Source organism: Sphingopyxis flava, assembly GCF_900168005.1.
Taxonomy (GTDB): Bacteria; Pseudomonadota; Alphaproteobacteria; order Sphingomonadales; family Sphingomonadaceae; genus Sphingopyxis; species Sphingopyxis flava.
Map to the genome: position 1 here is coordinate 14,163 of NZ_FUYP01000003.1, position 20,034 is coordinate 34,196.

A 20,034-nucleotide genomic window follows, 5' to 3' on the forward strand; every position below is an offset into this window, starting at 1 on the left:
ATGGAAAGCCGCGAGGAACAAGGGGTAGATATCGTCCACCAGCCGCGCGACGTTCGCGGCGCAGAGATCATTCTTCGTACGCACCGCCGCCGGCTGGTCTTCCTCGGCGGGCTCATCGCATCGGCGCTATTTGGACTGATCGCAGCATGGCTCGCCATTAGCAGTGCCCTCTGACAGGCAAAACGAAAAAAGGCGGCCCTCCTGAAGGAAAGCCGCCTTTTTTCTTTTTAAGCCATGCCCCGAAGGGCTGCGACTTACTTCGTTTCTTCCGCCGGAGCAGCAGCAGCGGCATCAGCCGGAGCAGCAGCGGCATCAGCCGGAGCAGCAGCGGCGTCAGCGCCGGTGGCAGCAGCCTCGGCGCCAGCAGCGGCAGCGTCAGCGCCAGCAGCGGCAGCATCGGCACCAGCTTCAGCGGCCGCGTCAGCAGCCGGAGCTTCGGTGGTGGTGGCTTCTTCAGCAGCCTTCTCACCGCAAGCGGCGAGGGCGAACATGCTGGCAGCAACGGCGATAGCAGCAAACTTCTTCATGATGTGTGGGCTCCCTAAAATGCCTTTCCGCGCTGGGGAAACTTTCCCGTCCCGCGAGCCGCGGGATTTAGCTCTTCCACGTGGATCGTCAACAAAAATAATTGAGATGGTGCCGTGCGGCGGAAACCGGGTGTTTCCGCTCGTGCCTCGCTCTTTATGGCAGCTCGTTATGGCAGCTCGCTGTCACTGCTGTTCGCGAGCAGCGACAGAGTCGCGGCCCACACAACCACATTTTGACGCAATTGTACGGGGTCGATCTTGTCGAGCGTGTCGTCAGGCGTGTGGTGGAGATCGAAATAGCGGCTGCCGTCCTGCTGCAGATCGATCGCCGGAACCCCGGCCTGGATGAGTGCACCCACATCAGCACCGCCCTGTGCTTTGCCGCGCCCGGTCACGACTCCGAACGGGGCGAGGGCCAAGCCAATGCGCTTCTGAAGATCGGCGGCGCTTTGGGGAAGATTGAAGTCAACCCGCCAGACGCGATCGGCCCCGAAGTCGGACTCGAGCGCAACCGCGTGCTTCTCCTTGCCGTGCGCATCGAAATAGGCCTGGCCGCCGAACACGCCAACCTCTTCGGCTCCTGCCCACAAGAGGCGAATGGTGCGGCGCGGCTGTCCAGCGGTCATGACATGCTTCGCCGCGGCGGCAATAATACCGCAACCCGCCGCATCATCTATCGCGCCTGTTGCAAGGTCCCAGCTGTCGAGATGGCAGGCGATGATCACTGGGCTTGCCGCCGACTCGCGACCCGGGACCTCGGCGATTACATTGCCCGAGGTTCGCTCGCCGATCGTCTTGGGAGTGAGTATCAGCTTGAGTTTGATGGGCCCTGCCGCCCGGTTGCGTTGGCGCACAAGCTGGTCGGCGTCGGGATTCGAGATCGCCCCGGCTGGGATCGGCGCGACGCCCTCGGCGAAGTTGGTAACGCCCGCATGGGGGTTGCGATGATTGTCCGTACCAATCGAGCGGATGACGATAGCGATCGCGCCCTTCTGGGCCGCCACGGTGGGGCCCATGAAGCGGCCGCGCCCGTAAAGGCCATAGCCGCTGCCGTCCTGTGTGGGCTCCATCTGATGGTCGATGAAAACAATCTTGCCCTTAACGGCGCTGTCCGGTGCCGCGGTGAGCGCGTCGAAGCTCGCGAAATAGGCGACCTCGCCCTCGATCCCCTCGGGACCCGTCGAACCGCTATTGCCAAGGGCCGTAATCGCAAGCCGCTGCGGCAGAAAGGGGCTGGTCAGCCACGCCTTTTCTTCGCCGCGCTCCCAGACGGGCATTTGATAGGGCTCGTCGCGCACATTGGCGAAGCCCATATTCCGAAGCGTGGCCACCGCCCATTTGCGCGCTGCAGCCTCGCGGTCGCTACCCGCAGGGCGCGGCCCGATTTCGGTCGTGAGCCCCTCGGTAATCGCCCAGGCAGGGTCGTCGCCCTGCTGGGCAAGATCGACAGCGCTCGTCGGTTGAAGCGCGAAGGCGCTGGTAGCTGCGAGACTCGCAACGGCGAAGACCGCGAGGCGGTCGAAAGCGGGGTGCTGTGTCATGGACGCTTTCCTAGCCAGCAGGCCTTGCGCGCGGCAAGCGTCGATTGCCAAGCGGGCGCCCATTCGCTAACCGGCCCCCGATTCCCTCTTCATTCCCGACCGCCGCGAGCCCGCGCGGTCCGCCAGCTTTCGGAGCATTTTCATGGCCGCCCAATATAGTTTCGTCATGAAGGGTCTGAGCAAGACCTATCCCGGCGCGCAGAAGCCGACCTTGAACAATATCAATCTGCAATTCTATCCCGACGCCAAGATCGGCATCGTTGGCCCGAACGGTACCGGCAAGTCGACATTGATGAAGGTCATGGCCGGCATCGACAAGGATTTCACCGGCGAAGCCTGGCCGGGCGAGGGGATTAGCGTTGGCTATCTGGCGCAGGAGCCGCAGCTAGACCCTGCAAAGACGGTAAAGGAGAATGTCATGGACGGCGTTCGCTCCGTCGCTGACATGCTCGACCGCTTCAACGAGATCAGCGCGCTGATGGCCGACCCGCCGGAGGACGCCGATTTCGATGCGCTGATGACCGAAATGGGGGAGCTTCAGGAGAAGATCGACGCGGTCGACGGTTGGACGCTCGACAACCAGCTTGAAATTGCGATGGAAGCGCTGCGTTGCCCCCCGGGCGACTGGAGCGTGGAGAATTTGTCGGGAGGCGAGCGCCGCCGCATCGCGCTCACCCGCCTTCTGCTAGAGAAGCCGTCGATCCTGCTGCTCGATGAACCGACCAACCACCTCGACGCTGAAAGCGTCGCGTGGCTCGAAAAGCATCTCGTCGATTATCCGGGCAATGTCATCCTGGTCACCCACGACCGCTATTTTCTCGACAATGTCGTAAACTGGATCCTCGAGCTCGATCGCGGCCGCTATTTTGTCTACGAGGGCAATTATTCGACCTATCTTGAGAAGAAGGGCAAGCGTCTCGAGCAGGAAGCGCGCGAGGATGCCGGGCGTCAGAAGGCGATCAAGGACGAGCTTGAATGGATCCGGCAGTCGCCAAAGGCCCGCCAAGCCAAGTCGAAGGCGCGTATCAAATCCTTCGACCAGCTTGTCGAGGCGCAGGAAAACCGCGCTCCCGGCAAGGCGCAGATTGTCATTCAGGTCCCCGAGCGCCTGGGCGGCAAGGTCATCGAAGTCAACAATATCTCCAAGGCCTATGGTGACAAGCTCTTGTTCGAGAATCTTTCCTTCACCTTGCCGCCGGGCGGTATCGTCGGCGTTATCGGGCCGAACGGTGCGGGCAAGTCGACATTGTTCAAGCTCATCACGGGGCAGGAGGAGCCCGACAGCGGCACGATCAGCATCGGTGACACCGTCCGCCTCGGCTATGTCGACCAGAGCCGCGATGCCCTCGACCCCAACAAGAATGTCTGGGAGGAAATTTCGGGCGGTCACGACATGATGACGATCGGCAAACATGAGATGCAGACCCGCGCCTATGTCGGGGCCTTCAACTTCAAAGGCACCGACCAGCAGAAGAAGGTCGGCCAGCTGTCGGGGGGCGAACGCAACCGTGTCCATATGGCCAAGATGCTGAAGGCGGGAGGCAACGTCCTCTTGCTCGACGAGCCGACCAACGACCTCGATACCGAAACGCTTGCCGCGCTTGAGGAGGCGCTCGAGAATTTTGCAGGCTGTGCGGTGGTCATCAGCCACGACCGCTTCTTCCTCGACCGCCTCGCGACGCACATCCTCGCCTTTGAGGGCGACAGCCACGTCGAGTGGTTCGAGGGCAATTTCGAATCCTATGAAGAGGACAAGATCCGCCGTCTCGGCGAGGGAGCGACCCGCCCGCACGCGACGACCTACAAGAAGCTGTCGCGCTGACCCTTATGGCGGAGGAGGTGGCTCCGATTTCGTCGAACGCGATCCGCATGGACGCGGATGCGCTCAACGACTTCATGAAATCGGCCTTCCCGCACGCCGAACCGGGTTCGCGCGGCTATGTCGTCTCGGCCGCCCCGGGCCATGTGCGGGCGCGGATGGACCCGAACGAGAGGGCGCTGCGTCCCGGCGGCCTCATCTCGGGTCCGGTTCAGATGGGCTTTGCCGACATGGCGGCTTACGCGCTCGTTCTTTCGCATATCGGGCCGGTCGCCATGGCGGTGACGAGCGCGCTCAACTATCAGTTCCTGCGGCCGTGCCGCCCGGGGCCGCTTTTCGCCGATGCGCATATGCTGCGTCTCGGTAAGCGGCTCGCGGTCATGGATATCCGCATCTTTACCGACGATGCCGAAAGGCCCGTCGGCCAGGCCAATGTCACATACGCGATCCCGTGACCAGTGGCGGTTATCGCACCCGCTTCACGCGCATTGGCCCGCCGTCGGGACGTTCGGTGATGAAATTGGGAATGTCGGCAATCATGTCGGACAAGCGGGCATAGCCATAGTTACGTACGTCGAAGCTTGAGCGGTTGCCCGCAATCTGCCCGACCTCGCTCAGCGGCGCAAAGCCTTGCCCGTCGCGCTTTGCCGCCTTCCATGCATTGCCAAGCAGTTCGACCACGTCGGGATCGATGTCCTTCTTCAGGGCCGCCTTCGTCGCCGCGCCCGCGGGCTGGCGCTCCGCGTCAATCAGCACATCGACGTCGATGAAGCGCGTGCATGCGCCTTGAAAACCTTCGGGCGTCTTGGCGCTTCCAAAGCCGTAGACCGGAATGCCGTCCTGTCGGACTCGCATCGCCAGCGGCATGAAGTCGCTGTCGCTCGACATGATGCCAAGTCCGTCGAGGCGCCCGCGATAGAGGAGGTCCATCGCATCGATCGTGAGCTTCATGTCGGTGGCGTTCTTGCCCTTGGTAAGATCAAATTGCTGCTGCGGCTCGATACCGAAGCGATGAAGCTGGTCGACCCATCCTTTCAGCCCCGGTTTGCGCCAATTGCCATAGGCGCGGCGGATATTGACCGTGCCGAGCTCAGCGAGCGCGGTCAGCACGGGATCGAGCCCGGCCGGGCGTGCATTGTCGGCGTCGATCAGCAGCGCAACATTGCCCTCAACCATGTGCCCTCGTCTCCGCTTGCGGGGGCTTTGTCACCAGGCTGACGACCAGAATGGCGAGCGCTGCTGCGATGAAGCCGGGAAGCAGTTCGTAGAGGCTACTATCCCAGCCGAATTGAATCCAGATCATCACTACGGCCGCCCCGGTGATCATCCCCGCGAGCGCGCCGGCGAGCGTCATTCGCCGCCACGTCAGCGCGAACAGGATCAGCGGACCGAAGGCGGCTCCGAAGCCCGCCCAGGCGTGGCTGACGAGCTTGAGGACACTCCCCTCGGGGTCCTGAGCGAGCAGCATCGCAATGGCCGCCACGCCCACGACCGACAGGCGGCCGACCGTGACGATCTCTCCCTCGCTCGCCGCGCGGTGAATGAAGAGGCGGTAGAAGTCCTCGGTCAGTGACGAGCCGGTGACGAGAAGCTGCGCCGAAATCGTGCTCATGACCGCGGCGAGGATGGCGGAGAGCAGGAAGCCGAAGATGAGCGGGTGAAACAATGTTTCGCCGAGCAGGATGAAAATCGTCTCGGGGTCGGCGACCGCGATGCCGTTGCTCTCGGCAAAGGCGCGGCCGACAAGCCCGACCGCGATCGCGCCGAGGAGCGAAATTCCCATCCAGCTCATCCCGATGCGCCGCGCGGTGGGTATATCCTTCACCGACCGGATCGCCATGAAGCGCACGATGATGTGCGGCTGGCCGAAATAGCCAAGCCCCCAGGCGGCGGCCGAGACAATGGCGAGTGCCGTGGTGCCGCCCAAAAGGCTCGTCATGCCGGGGTCGATCGCGTCAAGTGTCGCGCGAACACTGCTTGTCTCGGGCAATCCGAGAACCGCTGCGGCTGGCACCACGATCAGCGCGACCATCATGATGCAGCCTTGCACAAAATCGGTAAGGCTGACGGCGAGGAAACCGCCAAGGACAACATAGGCAACAACGACCGTCGCCGTGATCCAAAGCCCGGCCTGATAATCGAAGCCGAAAGCGGTCTGAAACAACTTCCCCCCCGCCACGAGGCCCGAGGCGCTGTAGATGGCGAAGAAGATGACGATGACGAGGCTGGCGACGAGGCGCAGCCGGTGGCTCTGGTCCTCAAAACGATTACCAAGATATTCGGGGATCGTCAGCGCGTTGCCGTAGCTTTCGGTTTGCGCACGCAGCCGCGGCGCGACGACCAGCCAGTTGGCCCAGGCGCCTATGAACAGCCCGATCGCGATCCAGCTTTCAACGAGCCCCGAGGCATAGAGGGCGCCCGGAAGCCCAAGCATCAGCCAGCCGGACATGTCCGATGCACCCGCGGCCAACGCGGTCACGGCAGGACCGAGGCTGCGTCCGCTCAGAAGATATTCGCTGCTGTCAGAAGTCGACTTGCGCCAGGCGTAGACGCCGATGGCCAGCATCAGGGCGAAATAAGCGCCAATGGCAAAAAGGGTCGCGTTGTTCATGGCCGCCGGGTGTAGCGGCTTTCAGCGCAAGGGGAAGATCGAATGGATGATCAGGCGGGCGCGAACTCGCCTGTCGCCTCGTCGAGGAGGTGAAGAACCCCTTCGTTAATCGCAAAAAAGGCGCCGCGCAGCGTCAGCCTCCCGCGCTTTTCGCGTTCCTGAATGCAAGGGAAGGTACGCAAATTCGCGAGGCTGACCTTGACGCCCGCCAGTTCCATTGCGCGCCCGGCCTCGCGATTGGCGTAGTCGGGAAACCGGGCACGCACTTCTGCGCTGGCCTCGTCGAGCACGGCGATCCAGTCGGCGATAAAGCCACCGCGGCCGGGCTCGGCGCCCTCCATCGTGCGGTGGAGCGCCGCGTGGCATCCGCCGCACATGCCGTGGCCCATCACGACAATTTCCTCGACGTTGAGAAACTGCACGGCGAATTCGAGCGCGGCCGAAACACCATGACGACCGGGGCTCGTCTCGAACGGAGGAACCAGCGCGGCGACATTGCGCACGACGAAGATTTCGCCGGGATTGGTATCGAATATGTCCGCGGGCTCGGAGCGGCTGTCGGAACAGGCGATGATCATCACCTTGGGTGACTGGCCTTCCGCAAGCTCCTCCCAGCGCTCGCGCTGCTGCTTCCAGCCGTTGGCACGGAAACGGGCATAGCCGGCGAGCAGATCATCGAAGTGAGTCATGGCGGCGATCTACGCCGATCGTCTCTCTTGCACAATAAGCATGGTTGAGAAGCAGCGCGCGCTTGCCTATGTGGGCGAGATGAACGCTCCCGCACTCAAGCCGTCCGAACGCGTCCGCAAGCCTGACTGGATCCGCGTCAAGGCGCCGACCAGCCCTGGCTACGCCGAAACGCGCAAGCTGATGCGCGATCTCAGCCTCAACACGGTATGCGAGGAGGCGGCCTGCCCGAACATCGGTGAATGCTGGACCAAAAAGCATGCAACGGTGATGATCCTCGGCGACACCTGCACGCGCGCCTGTGCCTTCTGCAACGTCAAGACGGGGATGCCCCGCCCGGTCGACCCGCTCGAGCCCGAGCATGTGGCGCTTGCGGCAGCGAAGATGGGTCTGACGCATATCGTCATTACCTCGGTCGACCGCGATGACCTGCCCGATGGCGGCGCAAGTCAGTTCGTCAAGGTCATTCAGGCGCTGCGCCGCGAGACCCCCTCGACCACAATCGAGATTTTGACCCCCGATTTTCGCAACAAGCCCGAAAGCGCGGTGGCAGCGATCGTCGATGCGCGCCCAGACGTCTACAACCATAATCTTGAAACGGTCCCGCGGCTTTATCCCACGATCCGCCCGGGCGCGCGCTACTACGCGTCGCTGCGCCTGCTTGAGCAGGTCAAGCGCCGCGATCCCTCGATCTTCACCAAGTCGGGGATCATGCTCGGCCTTGGAGAGGAGCGGATGGAAGTTCATCAGGTGATGGATGACATGCGCAGCGCCGACATCGACTTCATGACGATGGGTCAATATCTTCAACCGACGCCGAAGCATGCCAAGGTGATCGATTTCGTCACTCCGCAGGCATTCGACGCCTATGCGCAGATCGCCCGCGCGAAGGGCTTCCTGCAAGTCGCCTCATCGCCCCTGACCCGTTCGAGCTACCACGCAGGTGACGATTTCGAGCGGATGCGCGCGGCACGCGAAGCGCAGCTCGCCCGCGCGGCCGCGGGCTGACCGACGAAGCCGTGCCCCGGCACCACGAGACCCGCGAGCTGCCCTACAGCGCCGAGCAGATGTTCGCCCTGGTAACCGATATCGCGCGCTATCCCGAATTTCTGCCGTGGGTCGTGGCCCTGCGGGTGCGAAGTGACAATGAGATCGAAGCGGTCGCCGACATGATTGTGGGCTTCAAGGGATTGCGTGAAAGTTTTTCGTGCCGGGTCGAAAAGCGCCGCCCTAGCCATGTCGCGGTTCATTATATCGACGGGCCGATGCGCCACCTCGACAATGAATGGCATTTCACGCCGCTGGATGGAGGCGGCTGCCGCGTCGATTTCATGGTCGATTTCTCGTTCCGCAACCGGTTGTTCGAAACTCTCGCGGGGCAGATGTTCGACAAGGCGCTACGGCGGATGATCGCGGCGTTCGAGGAGCGCGCGGCCGCGCTTTACGGGGTCGCGGCCTGATATTCGCGCGGACAGGTCGCCAGCTGGAGGGTCAATCGAGGAGCGCCACCGCGCGGATCCATCCCGCGCTTGCACGCTCGATCTTCACGGGAAAGCAGCTCAGCGTCCAGCCCGTCGGGGGTAGGGCCGCAAGATTGGTCAGTTTTTCGATCTGATAATAGGGCTTGATCCGGCCGGCCTTGTGTCCCTCCCAGATAATCGAGGGATCGCGTGTTTCCTTCCACCGCTTTGCCGTATGACTGAACGGGGCGTCCCAGCTCCAGGCGTCCGTGCCGACCACTTTGACGCCGCGCTCGGTCAGATAAAGCGTCGCCTCGGCGCCCATGCCGCAGCCCTGGTCGGTGAAATTGTCGGAGCCGTAGACCGCGCCCGACTGGACGAGGACGATGTCGAGCGGCTCGAGCCTGTGTCCGATGCGCGCGAGCTCGGTCTCGACCTCAGTTCCGCTCACGACATGGCCTGGCGGACGGTCGGAGAAGTCGAGCTTCACACCCGGGCGGAAGAAGAGGTCGAGCGGGGCTTCATCGATGCTGGGCGCTGCGCTCGCGCCGCTGTCGGTGGTCGAATGAAAATGCCACGGCGCGTCCATATGCGTGCCGTTGTGCGTCGAGAGAGTAAGGCTCTCAACCGCCCAGCCTTCGCCGTCGGGAAGGTCCTCGCGGGTCAGGCCGGGAAAGAACATCGCGATCTGTTCCCACGTATTTTCGTGGGTGATATATGTGATTTGTGGCCGCATCACGGGCGGATCGGACACCACATTGTTGGTAATCGGGATGGAGAGATCGATAAAGCGGGTCATGGCCGGCGATGCTGCCTTTGCGTCGTCGCTTGTGCAAGCATGAAGAGCGGTTATGACGAGCGCCGCAAATCAGCCCATGGGTCAGGGTTTGCTCAGAGCAAAAGGAAATTGGGGGAAAGGCACGAATGAGCAATGCCGCGACCTATCAGCCGACCGCGAAGGATATCCGCATGGTCATCGCCGCTTCGTCGGCGGGGACGATCTTCGAATGGTATGACTTCTTCATCTACGGCACGCTCGCGGCGATCATCGGCAAGGCGTTTTTTCCCAGCGACAACGCGACGCTGGAGGTGTTGCTCGTCTGGGCCGGATTTGCGGTCGGGTTCGGCTTCCGGCCGCTCGGAGCAGTCCTTTTCGGCTTTCTCGGCGACCGCTTGGGGCGCAAATACACCTTTCTTGTCACGGTCACGCTGATGGGCATTGCGACCGCGGGCGTCGGCATGATACCTTCTGCGGTGACGATCGGCATTGCAGCGCCAATCATCGTTATTGGGCTTCGTATTCTGCAGGGGCTCGCGCTCGGCGGCGAATATGGCGGTGCGGCCATATATGTCGCTGAGCATTCGCCGCCGGAAAAGCGCGGCTATTTTACGAGCTTCATCCAAGCGAGCGTCGTCGGCGGTTTCGTCCTCAGCCTGATCGTTGTTCTGTCCTGCAAGGCGGCGATGTCCGATGATCTATGGAACGCCTGGGGATGGCGCGTGCCCTTCCTATTGTCGCTCTTGCTGCTCGCCATTTCCTTGTGGATGCGATTGAAGCTGTCCGAAAGTCCGGTCTTCCAAGCGATGAAGGCGGAAGGTGAGATTGCGCGCAATCCGCTCAAGGAAAGCTTCACCTATCCGGGCAATGGCCGCCGCATCTTTGTCGCGATGATCGGGATTGCGGCGGGGTTGACGGTGATTTGGTACACGGCGATGTTTTCCGGCCTCTCATTCCTCAAGGGGCCGATGAAGGTGGACGACACGGCTGCGGAAATCATCGTCGGCGCGGCGGCAGCGCTCGGCATGGCCTTCTTCGTGATCGCCGGGCGTCTTTCGGATCGCGTCGGGCGCAAGAAGCCGATAGTCTGGGGCTATGCCGCCACGCTCGCTTTGCTGTTTCCGCTTTTCTGGTGGATGGGTAGCGTGGCCAATCCCGGCCTCGAGGCCGCAGCCGCGCGTGCACCTGTCGTCGTCACGGGGTCGAAATGCAGCTTTGATCCCTTCGCCAAACAGCAGGCTACCGCTTGCGGCAAGACACTTGGCGAGCTCACCAGATTGGGCGTGCCGTACAAGGTGGCATCGAGCGGTGGCGGCGTTGATAGCGTCGAGATTCATATCGGCGGCCGCAGCGTCGCAAGCGAGGATCCTGCGCTGCTCCAGCCCGCCCTTGAGGCGATGGGGTACAGTTTTGAAAAGCAGATCCCCCGTCCATTGGGCGTTGCGGTCATTCTTCTTGCGCTGCTGGGGCTGAGCGCGCTTTCCGGCTTCACCTATGGCCCGGTCGCCGCGCTGCTATCGGAAATGTTCCCGCCGCATGTCCGCTATTCGTCGCTGTCGATTCCTTATCATCTTGGTACCGGCTATTTTGGCGGCTTTCTTCCGCTTATCGCGAGCTACATCGTTGCGAAGACAGGCAATGCCTATGCGGGCCTCTGGTATACTTGGACGGTGGTGCTCGCTGCATTCCTCGTCACCGTCTTCATGCTCAAGGAACCGGTCGAGGGACAGTGGGACAAGAGGCCCGCCGCCTGACGCGCGGGCATTGGCCTTGCTATCGTTCGCGGCTAGGGCAGGGAGAAATGATCGATATCGCATCCCCCTTACGGCTTCGCCTCGATTCCGCAGCGCTGCTTCACAACTGGCGCTGGCTTGCAAAGGCGGGCGGCGCCGAAGCGGGCGCCGCGATCAAGGCTGATGGTTACGGGCTGGGTGCGCGCGAGGTGATGCGTCGTCTCGCGGCCGCGGGCTGCCGCTTCTTCTTTGTCGCAAACTGGGTGGAGGCCGCGGCGCTCATGCCGCTGCCCGCAGGCGTCTCGCTCTCGGTGCTCCACGGCGTAGGCGATGGAGACATGATCGCGGCACTTACCTTGCCCGTACGCCCCGTGCTGGTCAGCATCGAACAGATCGCACGCTGGCGCGCGATCGGGAGCGGGCGAGCGTGCGACGTGATGATCGACACGGGCATGAACAGGCTCGGCCTGCGGGTCGAGGAGGCTCGGGGCGGCGCGCTCGATGGGCTCGCGGTTGAAACCCTGCTCAGTCACCTTGCATCGGCGGACGAGGAAAGCCCGCAAACCGAGCGCCAGCTGGAAGCATTTGCAGCGATCCGCGACGCGATCCCGGCGCGTCGGTACAGCCTGGCAAACAGTGCCGGCATCTGCCTCGGCTCTGACTATGGTTTTGACCTGACCCGCCCGGGACTTGCGCTCTACGGCGGGGTTCCACGCGCCGAGGCTGCGGGACAAATACGCCAGGTCGTGTCTCCCGAGGCGCGGGTGCTCCAGATGCGAACGGTGCCCGCGGGCGAAACCGTTGGCTATGGCGCGACGTGGGCCGCGCCGCGCGACTGCCCTGTTGCGGTCGCGAACATGGGATATGCCGATGGTTATCTGCGCTGCCACGCCGAGGCGGGAGGCGCACGATGGCAGGGCCAGGCGCTGCCGCTGATTGGCCGCGTGTCGATGGACCTCGTCGCATTCGATGCGAGCGCCGCGCCGGGGCTCGCTGAAGGCGACTGGCTGACGATCGACTATGAATTACCCACGACCGCGGCGCGGAGCGGCCTGTCGCAATATGAACTGCTGACAGGTCTCGGCTCCCGCTTCGAGCGCTATTGGGTCTAAAAGTTTGCGCTCGCGCCGAGCCGCGCATAGCGACCCAGTAGGCCGCTGAAATAAGTCGTGGAGCCGCCGGTCGCAGGATAGGGATAGGGCGGTTGCCGATCGAAGACATTGTCGAGGGCAAGCCGCAGCGCGAAGCGATCACCTACACGCAGGCTGGCGCCGAGGTTGACGAGGGCGATTGCCGGGACCCGGTCGAGTCCGTCGGGATAGAAGCTTGGCGCCGCCTGCGGATTGATCCGCGCCTTGCCGATATAGCTGAGCTGCGCGAACATCCCCAGATCGACGGCGCGGTAGTCGACCGTCACCAGTGCCTGGTGCTTGGCGTAGCCGATCATCCCGTCGAGCCGCACCCGCTGCGACGCGGCGTCGGCGCGGGTGCTCAGCTCATCGATATATTGATAGGAGACGTTGAACCCTACCGAGTGCGCACGGCTGCCGACGGGAATGCGATAATCCAGCGCGGCGAGATAGCCCTTGTAGCGCTGCTGTGCGAGGTTCAGAAATTGCACCTCGACAAAGCTGAGCTGCCCGTCGGGACCGCGCGTGAAGCGCGCGCAATCGGCCGCGTTCGCAAAGTCCGATGAGTCATAGCAGCTCGCGACGATGCTGCTCGCACCGCCACTGCTGATCGCGCCTTCAAGCTCGATGTCGACATAATCGACGCTCGCTCGCAGCCGCGGGGCGAAACGCGGCTCGAGGACGACACCAAGCGTCCAGCTGTTCGCCTTTTCGTTAGCAAGGGCAGGGTTGCCCGCGATCGCCTGCGCAAAGGTACGACTGTTCGAAAGCGACTGAAAATTGGCAGGAAGACCGTCGGCGGCGCAATTCGCCTGGCGCGCCGCGGGATGGGGTCCGTTGCCGCGGTTTACGGCGTCGCACGGGTCGGTTGCAAAGCCAAAGAAGCTGCTCGACGGGTTGAACAGTTCGGTGATGGCGGGCGCGCGGATCGCGCGGGTGAAATTGCCGCGCACGACCAGATCGGAAATGATTCCGAGCCGTCCGCCAAGCGTCCACGTCCAGTCGCCGCCGGCAAGGCTGTGGTGGACGTAACGCGCGGCGCCCTTGACCTCGAACAGGTCGATCGCGGCGCCACTCGCCGGCGCGACGATAGGCGCCAGAAATTCGGCCGAGATTTCGTGGGTATCATATTTGCCGTAAACGGGCAGAACTGGCGTGGCGCGGCCATAGCCAATGCGATCGTTCGAGGGATCGCCATCACCATTGGCATCGGTCAGCGGATCGGGATCCTCGGCCCCGTAAAAGAAGGTGCCAGGGTCAAAATCTTGCGACTCAGATCGATGTTCATAGCCCAGGGCGACGGCGAAATCGCCGCCGGGCAGCGCCAAGAGCGGCCCGGTCAACGAAGCGGTGAATTGCCTCTGCTTGTTGAGCGATACCGGCGTCGCAATCGCGCTGATATAATCGAGCGCAGCCTGCGAGCTTTGGCCCGTACCAAAGAGATTGAGCGGCGCGCAGCTGCTGCTCAAAGTTGCGATCGGGGCGCTGACAGCGCCTGGACGGCAGATAATGTTTCCGCTGCTGTCGCGCACCGCATCGACCGCGTTCAGAAAATTCTGCTGCACCAGTTCGCGCGAGCGACTCTTGGTCCTCGAGCGACCGACGTTGGCTGCCGCTTCCCAGTTCCAGCGCCCGGCCGCGAACTCAAAGGTCCCGGCGAGGCCCGCAACGAGGCGCACCAGCTCGACTTCGCCCGTCGACTCGCCGGTGGTAAGGTCGCTGTTGGCGCGGGAGAGGTAGAAGTAATCTTGCGCAAAGCCGCCCAGATTCTGGTCGGACAGAGGGTTCTGGTCGATCGCAGCGACGATGGCCGCGCGCGCGTCGGTGGAGAGATAGGGGTTGTCGATGCTGACAAGGATATTCCCGTCAGGCGATCCCGCCGGTCCGGCGAGGCCGGTGTTGAACACCGGTTGCGTGCGCAGATTGCGTCCTTTGCTGTTTGCGTACCAGGCTTCGCCGAAAAGCTGCACGCTATCAGTGAGGTCGTAGCGAGCGAGCGCAACGGCGCTGGCTCGCCGCGTCGATGCAAGCAGGTTGGTCGACGGAGCGGCGCTGAAGCCGTTGCCGCCCTCGAAATCCACCCCAAATGTCCCGGGGGCTCCGGCGTATCGGCCGAAATCGATCGGATTCAACGCGCCATTCTCGTCGAATCGGAGCTGCAGGCCGCTTGCGCCGGTGACCCCGAAGTGGAAGCCGGGAAAACCGAAGGTAGCGATCTGTTGCTCGGCGCTCAGCGGAATGCCGTCCCCGACGAGCGGAATGCCGCCCTCTGAGACGGCAGGAAGGCGGCGGTCGCGATAAAGCTCCTGGAGGAAGGGGGAAGTGGGATCGCTGGCGTTCCCGAAGAAGCCGCCCTGCGCAAAGAGGGCGCGGTCGGCTCCGGTCAGTCCCTCGGCGCGGCTATAGTCGGCCGCGATGGTAATATTCCCGCGGCCGTCCCCGAAAGTGCTGCCCGCGAGCGCACGCACCCGCTGACTCGCGGCGTCGCCGCGACTTGAGATCCCGGCCTGGCTATCGATCTCGAAGCCTTCATAATCACGCGCAAGGACGATATTGACGGTCCCCGCGATCGCGTCGGCGCCGTAAATGGGCGCGCCGCCGACTGCGATCGTCTCGATGCGCTCGACGAGCTTGGTGGGGATGAGGTTGAGGTCGACCTGGCTGCCGGCACCCGTCGGTCCGAAGATCGACGCTGTGTTCGACGACACGAAGCGGCGCCCGTCGACGAGTGTCAGCGTGCGCTGCGAGCCAAGACCGAGGAAATTGACGAAGCTCTGCCCTTGCGCGAGGGGCGATTGTTCGCCGATCGGCGTTGCCCCGGGGGTGCCGAAGGAAGGTTGTTCCTTGAGCGCCTGACCGATCGAATCGAAACCGCGCATCTCGATCGCTTCGGAGGAGACCAGGAGTAAAGGTTCAACGGTCTCGAAGCGCGCACGCGCGATGCGCGATCCGGTGACGATGATCGCCTCGGCGCAGTCGGGAGTGCCGGCGGAACAAGCCGGGGCCTCTTGCGCTTGCGCTGTGCCCATACTCAGCGTGGCGACGGCAGCGTTCAGAAGAAGGCGCGTCTTGGTCATAGGGAAACTCCGTGCCGCGCGGGGGAGGGGGCGGCGTCCGCCGTTCGCTAACGGAAAATGGTCAACAACCGGTGAACCATAGCGGGACGGGGTTGCGCGCTATGTTGCGACGCATCATTATTTGATGCTAATGCGGCCGCAGGCAATCAAGGAGCGGGCGCGAGCATGGCGAAGGCAAAGACGGCAGCTGACGGCGATGTCGTCACGATCAAGAAATACGCCAATCGGCGGCTCTATGATACCGAACGCAGTTGCTACATCACGCTCGACGACCTCGGCGCGATGGTGCGCGATGGCCGGGATTTTCGGGTAGTCGACGCAAAAAGCGGCGAGGATATCACCCATAATGTCCTCACGCAGATCATCATGGATACCGAGACGCGGGGTGAAACCCTGCTTCCGGTGAATTTTCTGCGCCAGCTGATCGGCATGTACGGCGACAAGATGCAGTCGATGGTTCCGCAATATCTCGAAGCATCGATGGCGACCTTTCGCAAGAATCAGCAGGATGTCCGCGCAGCGCTCGAAGGGGCGCTTGGGTCGAACCCGCTCGCTGAATTGACCCGGCGCAATCTGGAAATGTTCCAGCAGGCCACCAGCGCCTTCATGCCGGGCGCGGGAGGGGGCAGGGCGAAGGACGCAGAAATCGAAGCGCTCAAGGCTGAAATCGCCGAGCTTCGGGCCGAACTCGCCAAGAAGAAATAATCCGGGGTAGCATTCGCCCCGCCAAGACAGAAAAACAGGACCCATGATCAAGCATGCGCTCAGCGTAACCCGTCAGGCCGACTTCGCGGCCTGGTATCAGGATGTCATTGCAGAAGCTGACCTCGCCGAGGAGTCGGGCGTGCGCGGCTGCATGGTCATCAAGCCGTGGGGTTATGGCATCTGGGAGCGGATTCAGACAGTGATGGACGCCGCGATCAAGGATGCCGGGGTCCAGAACGCCTATTTTCCGCTCTTCATTCCCTTGAGTTTCTTTGAGAAGGAAGCGGATCATGTCGATGGTTTCGCAAAGGAAATGGCAGTCGTCACCCATCACCGGCTGATCGCGGACGGCAAGGGCAAGCTCGCTCCCGACCCGGAGGCGAAGCTTGAGGAGCCTCTCATTGTCCGCCCGACCTCGGAAACGGTGATCGGCTCAGCGATGAGCCGCTGGGTGCAGAGCTGGCGAGACCTGCCGCTGAAAGTCAACCAGTGGGCCAATGTCGTGCGCTGGGAAATGCGCACCCGCATGTTCCTTCGCACGAGCGAATTCCTCTGGCAGGAGGGCCATACCGCTCACGCCGACCGCGGCGACGCGATGGCCGAGACGCTGCGCGCGCTCGAAATGTACCGCGCCTTTGCCGAAGAAGTGCTCGCCATGCCGGTTATCGCAGGCGAAAAACCCGAAAATGAGCGCTTCCCCGGCGCCGTTGCGACCTATTCGATCGAAGCGATGATGCAGGACGGCAAGGCGCTGCAGGCCGGCACCTCGCACTATCTCGGTACCGGCTTTGCCGAAGCGGCGAACATTCGCTACCAGGACAAGGAAGGGGGGCACAGCCTCTGTCATACGACGAGCTGGGGCACCTCGACCCGCATGATCGGCGGCGTCATCATGACGCATGGCGACGACGACGGGCTGCGCTGTCCGCCGCGTATCGCACCGCACCAGATCATCATCGTTCCAATGCTGCGCGACAATGATGAAGATGCTGCCATCCTCGACTATTGCCGAGACCTTGAGGAAAAGCTGAAGGCGCTCGACGCCTTTCGCGAGCCCGTCCGCGTGCTGCTCGATAGCGGCGCAAACAAGGCCCAGACCAAGCGATGGGGTTGGGTCAAGAAGGGCGCGCCTATCATCGTCGAAGTCGGCCCGCGCGACGTTGCGGGGGGCAATGTTGCCGCGGTCCGGCGCGACCAGCTCTACAAGGATGATGGAAAGCTCAACACGGCCTTTGTGGCAAAGGACGCATTCGTCGCCGGTGCGGTAGCGATGCTCGAGGACATTCAGCGCAGCCTCTACGCCGAGGCGAATGAACGTCTGCATGCAAATATTCGGCGCGACGTGACAGACCTTGCGGCGCACTTCGGCGGCGACGACAAGTTCGTTGGCTGGGTCGAGGTGCAATGGTCTCGTCCGACCGGTGCGGCCCTCGACCGGATCGTTGAGCAGCTCAAAGCGTTGAAGCTGACGATGCGCAATACTCCTCTCGATGCGGCACCGGCCGACGGCGCCTGCTTCTTCACCGGCGAGCCCGCAGTCGAACGCGTCCTCATCGGACGGACCTATTAATTGGCCAAGGGACCGAAACGAGGGAAACCCGCCGGACTTCCGACGCGCGAACAAATTTGCCGTTTCATCGAGAGCAGCCCGGGCGCCGTTGGGAAGCGTGAGATCGCGAAACATTTCGCCCTCCACGGCGCGGACAAGATCGCGCTGAAGGCGCTGCTCAAGGACATGACCGACGAGGGGCTCGTCGACATGGCGCCGGGCCGCGCCTTTCACAAACATGGCGGTTTGCCCAAGGTGACGGTGCTGCGGGTTGTGGCGCTCGACGGCGATACCCTGTGGGCGGTGCCCGAGCGCTGGGAAAGCGCGGCGCCGCCTCCACGTCTTCGGGTCATCGAGAAGGGCCGACGCAGCGCGCTGGGTGTCGGTGACCGCATTCTCGCGCGCACCGAGGAGCGCGGAAACGGACATGTCGCGCACCCGATGAAGCGTCTGCAGGCAGCGAGTGAGACGGTCATCGGCGTCCTCGTCGCCGACACCGGTCCAGCCGGCAAGCCGGTCATCTGGCTGCGTCCGACGGACAAGCGCGCACGGTATGATTTTGCCGTGTCCGACACGGGCGACGCCGGGGTTGGCGACCTCGTTCGCGCCGAACTGTCGGGCCGCGGGGCCGCTACCAAGGCAAGGGTGATCGAACGGATCGGCGATCCCTTTCTTCCGCGCTCGCTCAGCATGATTGCGATCGCAAAGCACGAGATTCCGCACGTCTTTGGCGACGAAGCGCTTGCGGAAGCCGAACGCGCTGCGCGGCTGCCGCTCGCGCCCGACGGGCGCGAAGATCTGCGCGATCTGCCGATCGTCGCGATCGATCCCGCCGACGCGCGCGACCATGACGATGCCGTCTGGGCAGCGCCTGACGAAGATCCGGGCAACAAGGATGGTTGGCGGGTCATCGTCGCGATCGCCGACGTGAGCTATTATGTGCGCCCCGATGGCGCGCTCGACCGTGAAGCGCGGCGGCGCGGCAACAGCGTCTATTTCCCTGACCGCGTCGTACCGATGCTGCCTGAAAGCCTGTCTGCGGGCGTCTGCTCGCTCAAGGCAGGCGAGGACCGCGCGGCGATGGCGTGCCTTCTCACCGTCGACCGCCACGGCAAGGTGACGTCATGGAGATTTTCGCGCGCGCTTGTGCGGCTGCGGGCGAACATCGCCTATGAGCGTGCACAGGCGGCCTTTGATACCGGCGTGCCCGACGAGGGATGGGACGCGGACGTCCTGCCGTCACTGAAGAACCTCTGGGGGGGCTGGGCGCGGCTCGCGAAAGCGCGTGCGGCCCGAGCGCCGCTCGAACTCGACCTTCCCGAGCGGCAGGTGATTCTCGACGAAAAGGGCGGAATTGCCGAAATCCGCGTGCGCGAGCGGCTCGACGCGCACCGCCTGATCGAGGATTATATGATTGCGGCGAATGTCGCGGCGGCCAAAGCGCTCGAGGCAAAGAAGTCGCCCGTCATGTACCGCATCCACGAGCCTCCGAGTCGCGAGAAGCTCGTCAGCCTCAAGGATTATCTCGAAACCTTCGACCAGAATTTTGCGCTCGGGCAGGTCATCACCCCTGCAGTGTTCAACCGCCTTCTGGACGGCTTTTCGGGCGACGAGCGGCTTCCCGAAATCATGGAGGCGATCCTGCGCAGTCAGACGCAGGCCTATTATGGCCCCGCCAATGCGGGCCATTTCGGGCTTGCGCTCGGGTCCTACGCGCACTTCACCTCGCCGATCCGCCGCTATGCCGATCTCATCGTCCACCGCGCACTCGTTGACAGCTACCGCCTCGAAGTGCCTGGAAAGACCAAAAATCTTCCCGAGCTGACCGGACTGGGCGAGGCCGACCGCAAGGGGTTGTCGCGTATCGGCGAAACGATCAGTGCGCTCGAACGCCGCGCCATGGAGGCCGAGCGCGAGACGATCGACCGTTATGTCGCAGCTTATCTGGCTGGGAAGGTAGGGGAAATCGTACAGGCCCGGATCACCGGGGTGCAGCCGTTCGGCTTTTTCGCGACTGTGGACGGCCTCGGCGGCGACGGGCTGGTGCCTGTGTCGACGCTCGGCAGCGAGCGCTTCTTTTACGATGAGGCCGCGCGGACGCTCGACAGCGAGCATGGCCGCGTGAGCTATGGCATCGGTCAGCGGCTCGACCTGCGGCTGATGGAAGCGAACCCGATCAGCGGCGCGCTGCGCTTCGAAATGCCCGATGCGCCCGAAGGCGGCTTTGGGAACCGCCCCCTGCGGCGTGACGGCTTCAGGAAGAACGTCCGGAAAGACAAGGCCGGCAAACATATGGTGGGCAAGCGCGGACGGCCGTCGAATATCCGCCATCAGGGAAAGCGCCGCTAAAATTCCGTCATTGCGAGCCAGGCGAAACAATCCAGGCCGTTTACCTGACTCTCATTTTCGCGCGGATC

The 20,034-nt window shown here is 63.2% G+C and carries 17 protein-coding genes; 10 read left to right on the forward strand and 7 right to left on the reverse strand.

All coding sequences use genetic code 11. The features are described 5' to 3' along the window. Positions 1-174, forward strand: a complete 174-nt coding sequence (locus tag B5X69_RS21290) for a hypothetical protein (RefSeq protein ID WP_176141494.1) — start codon at positions 1-3, stop codon at positions 172-174. On the opposite strand, the gene B5X69_RS02870 is transcribed toward B5X69_RS21290, so the two are convergent. Both B5X69_RS02870 and B5X69_RS02875 read right to left on the reverse strand, forming a co-directional pair. Next, positions 158-469, reverse strand: coding sequence for a hypothetical protein (locus B5X69_RS02870; RefSeq protein ID WP_176141495.1), 312 nt, complete (start codon positions 467-469; stop codon positions 158-160). The genes B5X69_RS21290 and B5X69_RS02870 overlap by 17 nt on opposite strands. A gap of 225 nt (positions 470-694) precedes the next feature. Beyond that, positions 695-2,068 carry a M28 family peptidase gene (locus B5X69_RS02875; protein ID WP_079637211.1) on the reverse strand — a complete coding sequence of 458 codons (1,374 nt, stop codon included), beginning with the start codon at positions 2,066-2,068 and terminating at the stop codon, positions 695-697. A 142-nt stretch (positions 2,069-2,210) separates the two neighbouring features. Between B5X69_RS02875 and ettA the strand changes: the two genes are divergently transcribed. Then, on the forward strand, positions 2,211-3,890 hold the full coding sequence (gene ettA / locus B5X69_RS02880; RefSeq protein ID WP_079637212.1) for an energy-dependent translational throttle protein EttA: 1,680 nt from the start codon (positions 2,211-2,213) through the stop codon (positions 3,888-3,890). A 17-nt stretch (positions 3,891-3,907) separates the two neighbouring features. Beyond that, positions 3,908-4,342 (forward strand): PaaI family thioesterase, encoded by a 435-nt coding sequence (locus B5X69_RS02885; RefSeq protein ID WP_245798554.1) that lies wholly within the window; start codon positions 3,908-3,910, stop codon positions 4,340-4,342. Positions 4,343-4,352: 10 nt separating this feature from the next. On the opposite strand, the gene B5X69_RS02890 is transcribed toward B5X69_RS02885, so the two are convergent. Genes B5X69_RS02890 through B5X69_RS02900 form a run of 3 tightly spaced genes read right to left on the reverse strand, consistent with a single transcriptional unit; the run spans position 4,353 to position 7,187 of the window. Continuing rightward, positions 4,353-5,063 carry an NYN domain-containing protein gene (locus tag B5X69_RS02890; protein WP_079637214.1) on the reverse strand — a complete coding sequence of 237 codons (711 nt, stop codon included), beginning with the start codon at positions 5,061-5,063 and terminating at the stop codon, positions 4,353-4,355. Continuing rightward, positions 5,056-6,498, reverse strand: coding sequence for a sodium/proline symporter PutP (putP, locus tag B5X69_RS02895; RefSeq protein ID WP_079637215.1), 1,443 nt, complete (start codon positions 6,496-6,498; stop codon positions 5,056-5,058). Before putP ends, B5X69_RS02890 begins: the two co-directional genes overlap by 8 nt. 50 nt (positions 6,499-6,548) lie before the next feature. Next, positions 6,549-7,187, reverse strand: coding sequence for a carbonic anhydrase (locus tag B5X69_RS02900; RefSeq protein WP_079637216.1), 639 nt, complete (start codon positions 7,185-7,187; stop codon positions 6,549-6,551). A gap of 79 nt (positions 7,188-7,266) precedes the next feature. On the opposite strand from B5X69_RS02900, the gene lipA reads away from it, so the two are divergent. After that, on the forward strand, positions 7,267-8,193 hold the full coding sequence (lipA, locus tag B5X69_RS02905; protein ID WP_245798565.1) for a lipoyl synthase: 927 nt from the start codon (positions 7,267-7,269) through the stop codon (positions 8,191-8,193). An 11-nt stretch (positions 8,194-8,204) separates the two neighbouring features. Next, positions 8,205-8,645 carry a type II toxin-antitoxin system RatA family toxin gene (locus B5X69_RS02910; protein ID WP_079637217.1) on the forward strand — a complete coding sequence of 147 codons (441 nt, stop codon included), beginning with the start codon at positions 8,205-8,207 and terminating at the stop codon, positions 8,643-8,645. A gap of 31 nt (positions 8,646-8,676) precedes the next feature. Here B5X69_RS02910 and B5X69_RS02915 read toward each other — a convergent pair whose 3' ends face one another. Next, positions 8,677-9,444: a cyclase family protein gene (locus tag B5X69_RS02915; protein ID WP_079637218.1), complete on the reverse strand. Its 768-nt coding sequence runs from the start codon at positions 9,442-9,444 to the stop codon at positions 8,677-8,679. 125 nt (positions 9,445-9,569) lie between these two features. On the opposite strand from B5X69_RS02915, the gene B5X69_RS02920 reads away from it, so the two are divergent. Further along, complete coding sequence (locus B5X69_RS02920; RefSeq protein WP_079637219.1) at positions 9,570-11,177, forward strand: MFS transporter; 1,608 nt, start codon at positions 9,570-9,572, stop codon at positions 11,175-11,177. Between the two features lie 47 nt (positions 11,178-11,224). Beyond that, on the forward strand, positions 11,225-12,268 hold the full coding sequence (alr, locus tag B5X69_RS02925; protein ID WP_079637220.1) for an alanine racemase: 1,044 nt from the start codon (positions 11,225-11,227) through the stop codon (positions 12,266-12,268). Here the strand turns inward: alr and B5X69_RS02930 are convergent. Then, positions 12,265-15,363, reverse strand: coding sequence for a TonB-dependent receptor domain-containing protein (locus tag B5X69_RS02930; RefSeq protein ID WP_079637221.1), 3,099 nt, complete (start codon positions 15,361-15,363; stop codon positions 12,265-12,267). The genes alr and B5X69_RS02930 overlap by 4 nt on opposite strands. A gap of 165 nt (positions 15,364-15,528) precedes the next feature. On the opposite strand from B5X69_RS02930, the gene phaR reads away from it, so the two are divergent. Genes phaR through B5X69_RS02945 form a run of 3 tightly spaced genes read left to right on the forward strand, consistent with a single transcriptional unit; the run spans position 15,529 to position 19,966 of the window. Next, complete coding sequence (gene phaR, locus B5X69_RS02935) at positions 15,529-16,068, forward strand: polyhydroxyalkanoate synthesis repressor PhaR (RefSeq protein WP_079637222.1); 540 nt, start codon at positions 15,529-15,531, stop codon at positions 16,066-16,068. 43 nt (positions 16,069-16,111) lie between these two features. Continuing rightward, the gene (proS, locus tag B5X69_RS02940; RefSeq protein WP_079637223.1) at positions 16,112-17,638 is read left to right on the forward strand and encodes a proline--tRNA ligase; all 1,527 of its coding nucleotides are present in this window, start codon (positions 16,112-16,114) and stop codon (positions 17,636-17,638) included. After that, a complete protein-coding gene (locus B5X69_RS02945) occupies positions 17,639-19,966 on the forward strand; it encodes a ribonuclease R family protein (protein ID WP_079637224.1) in 2,328 nt (775 codons plus the stop codon). The last annotated feature ends 68 nt before the right edge of the window (positions 19,967-20,034 follow it).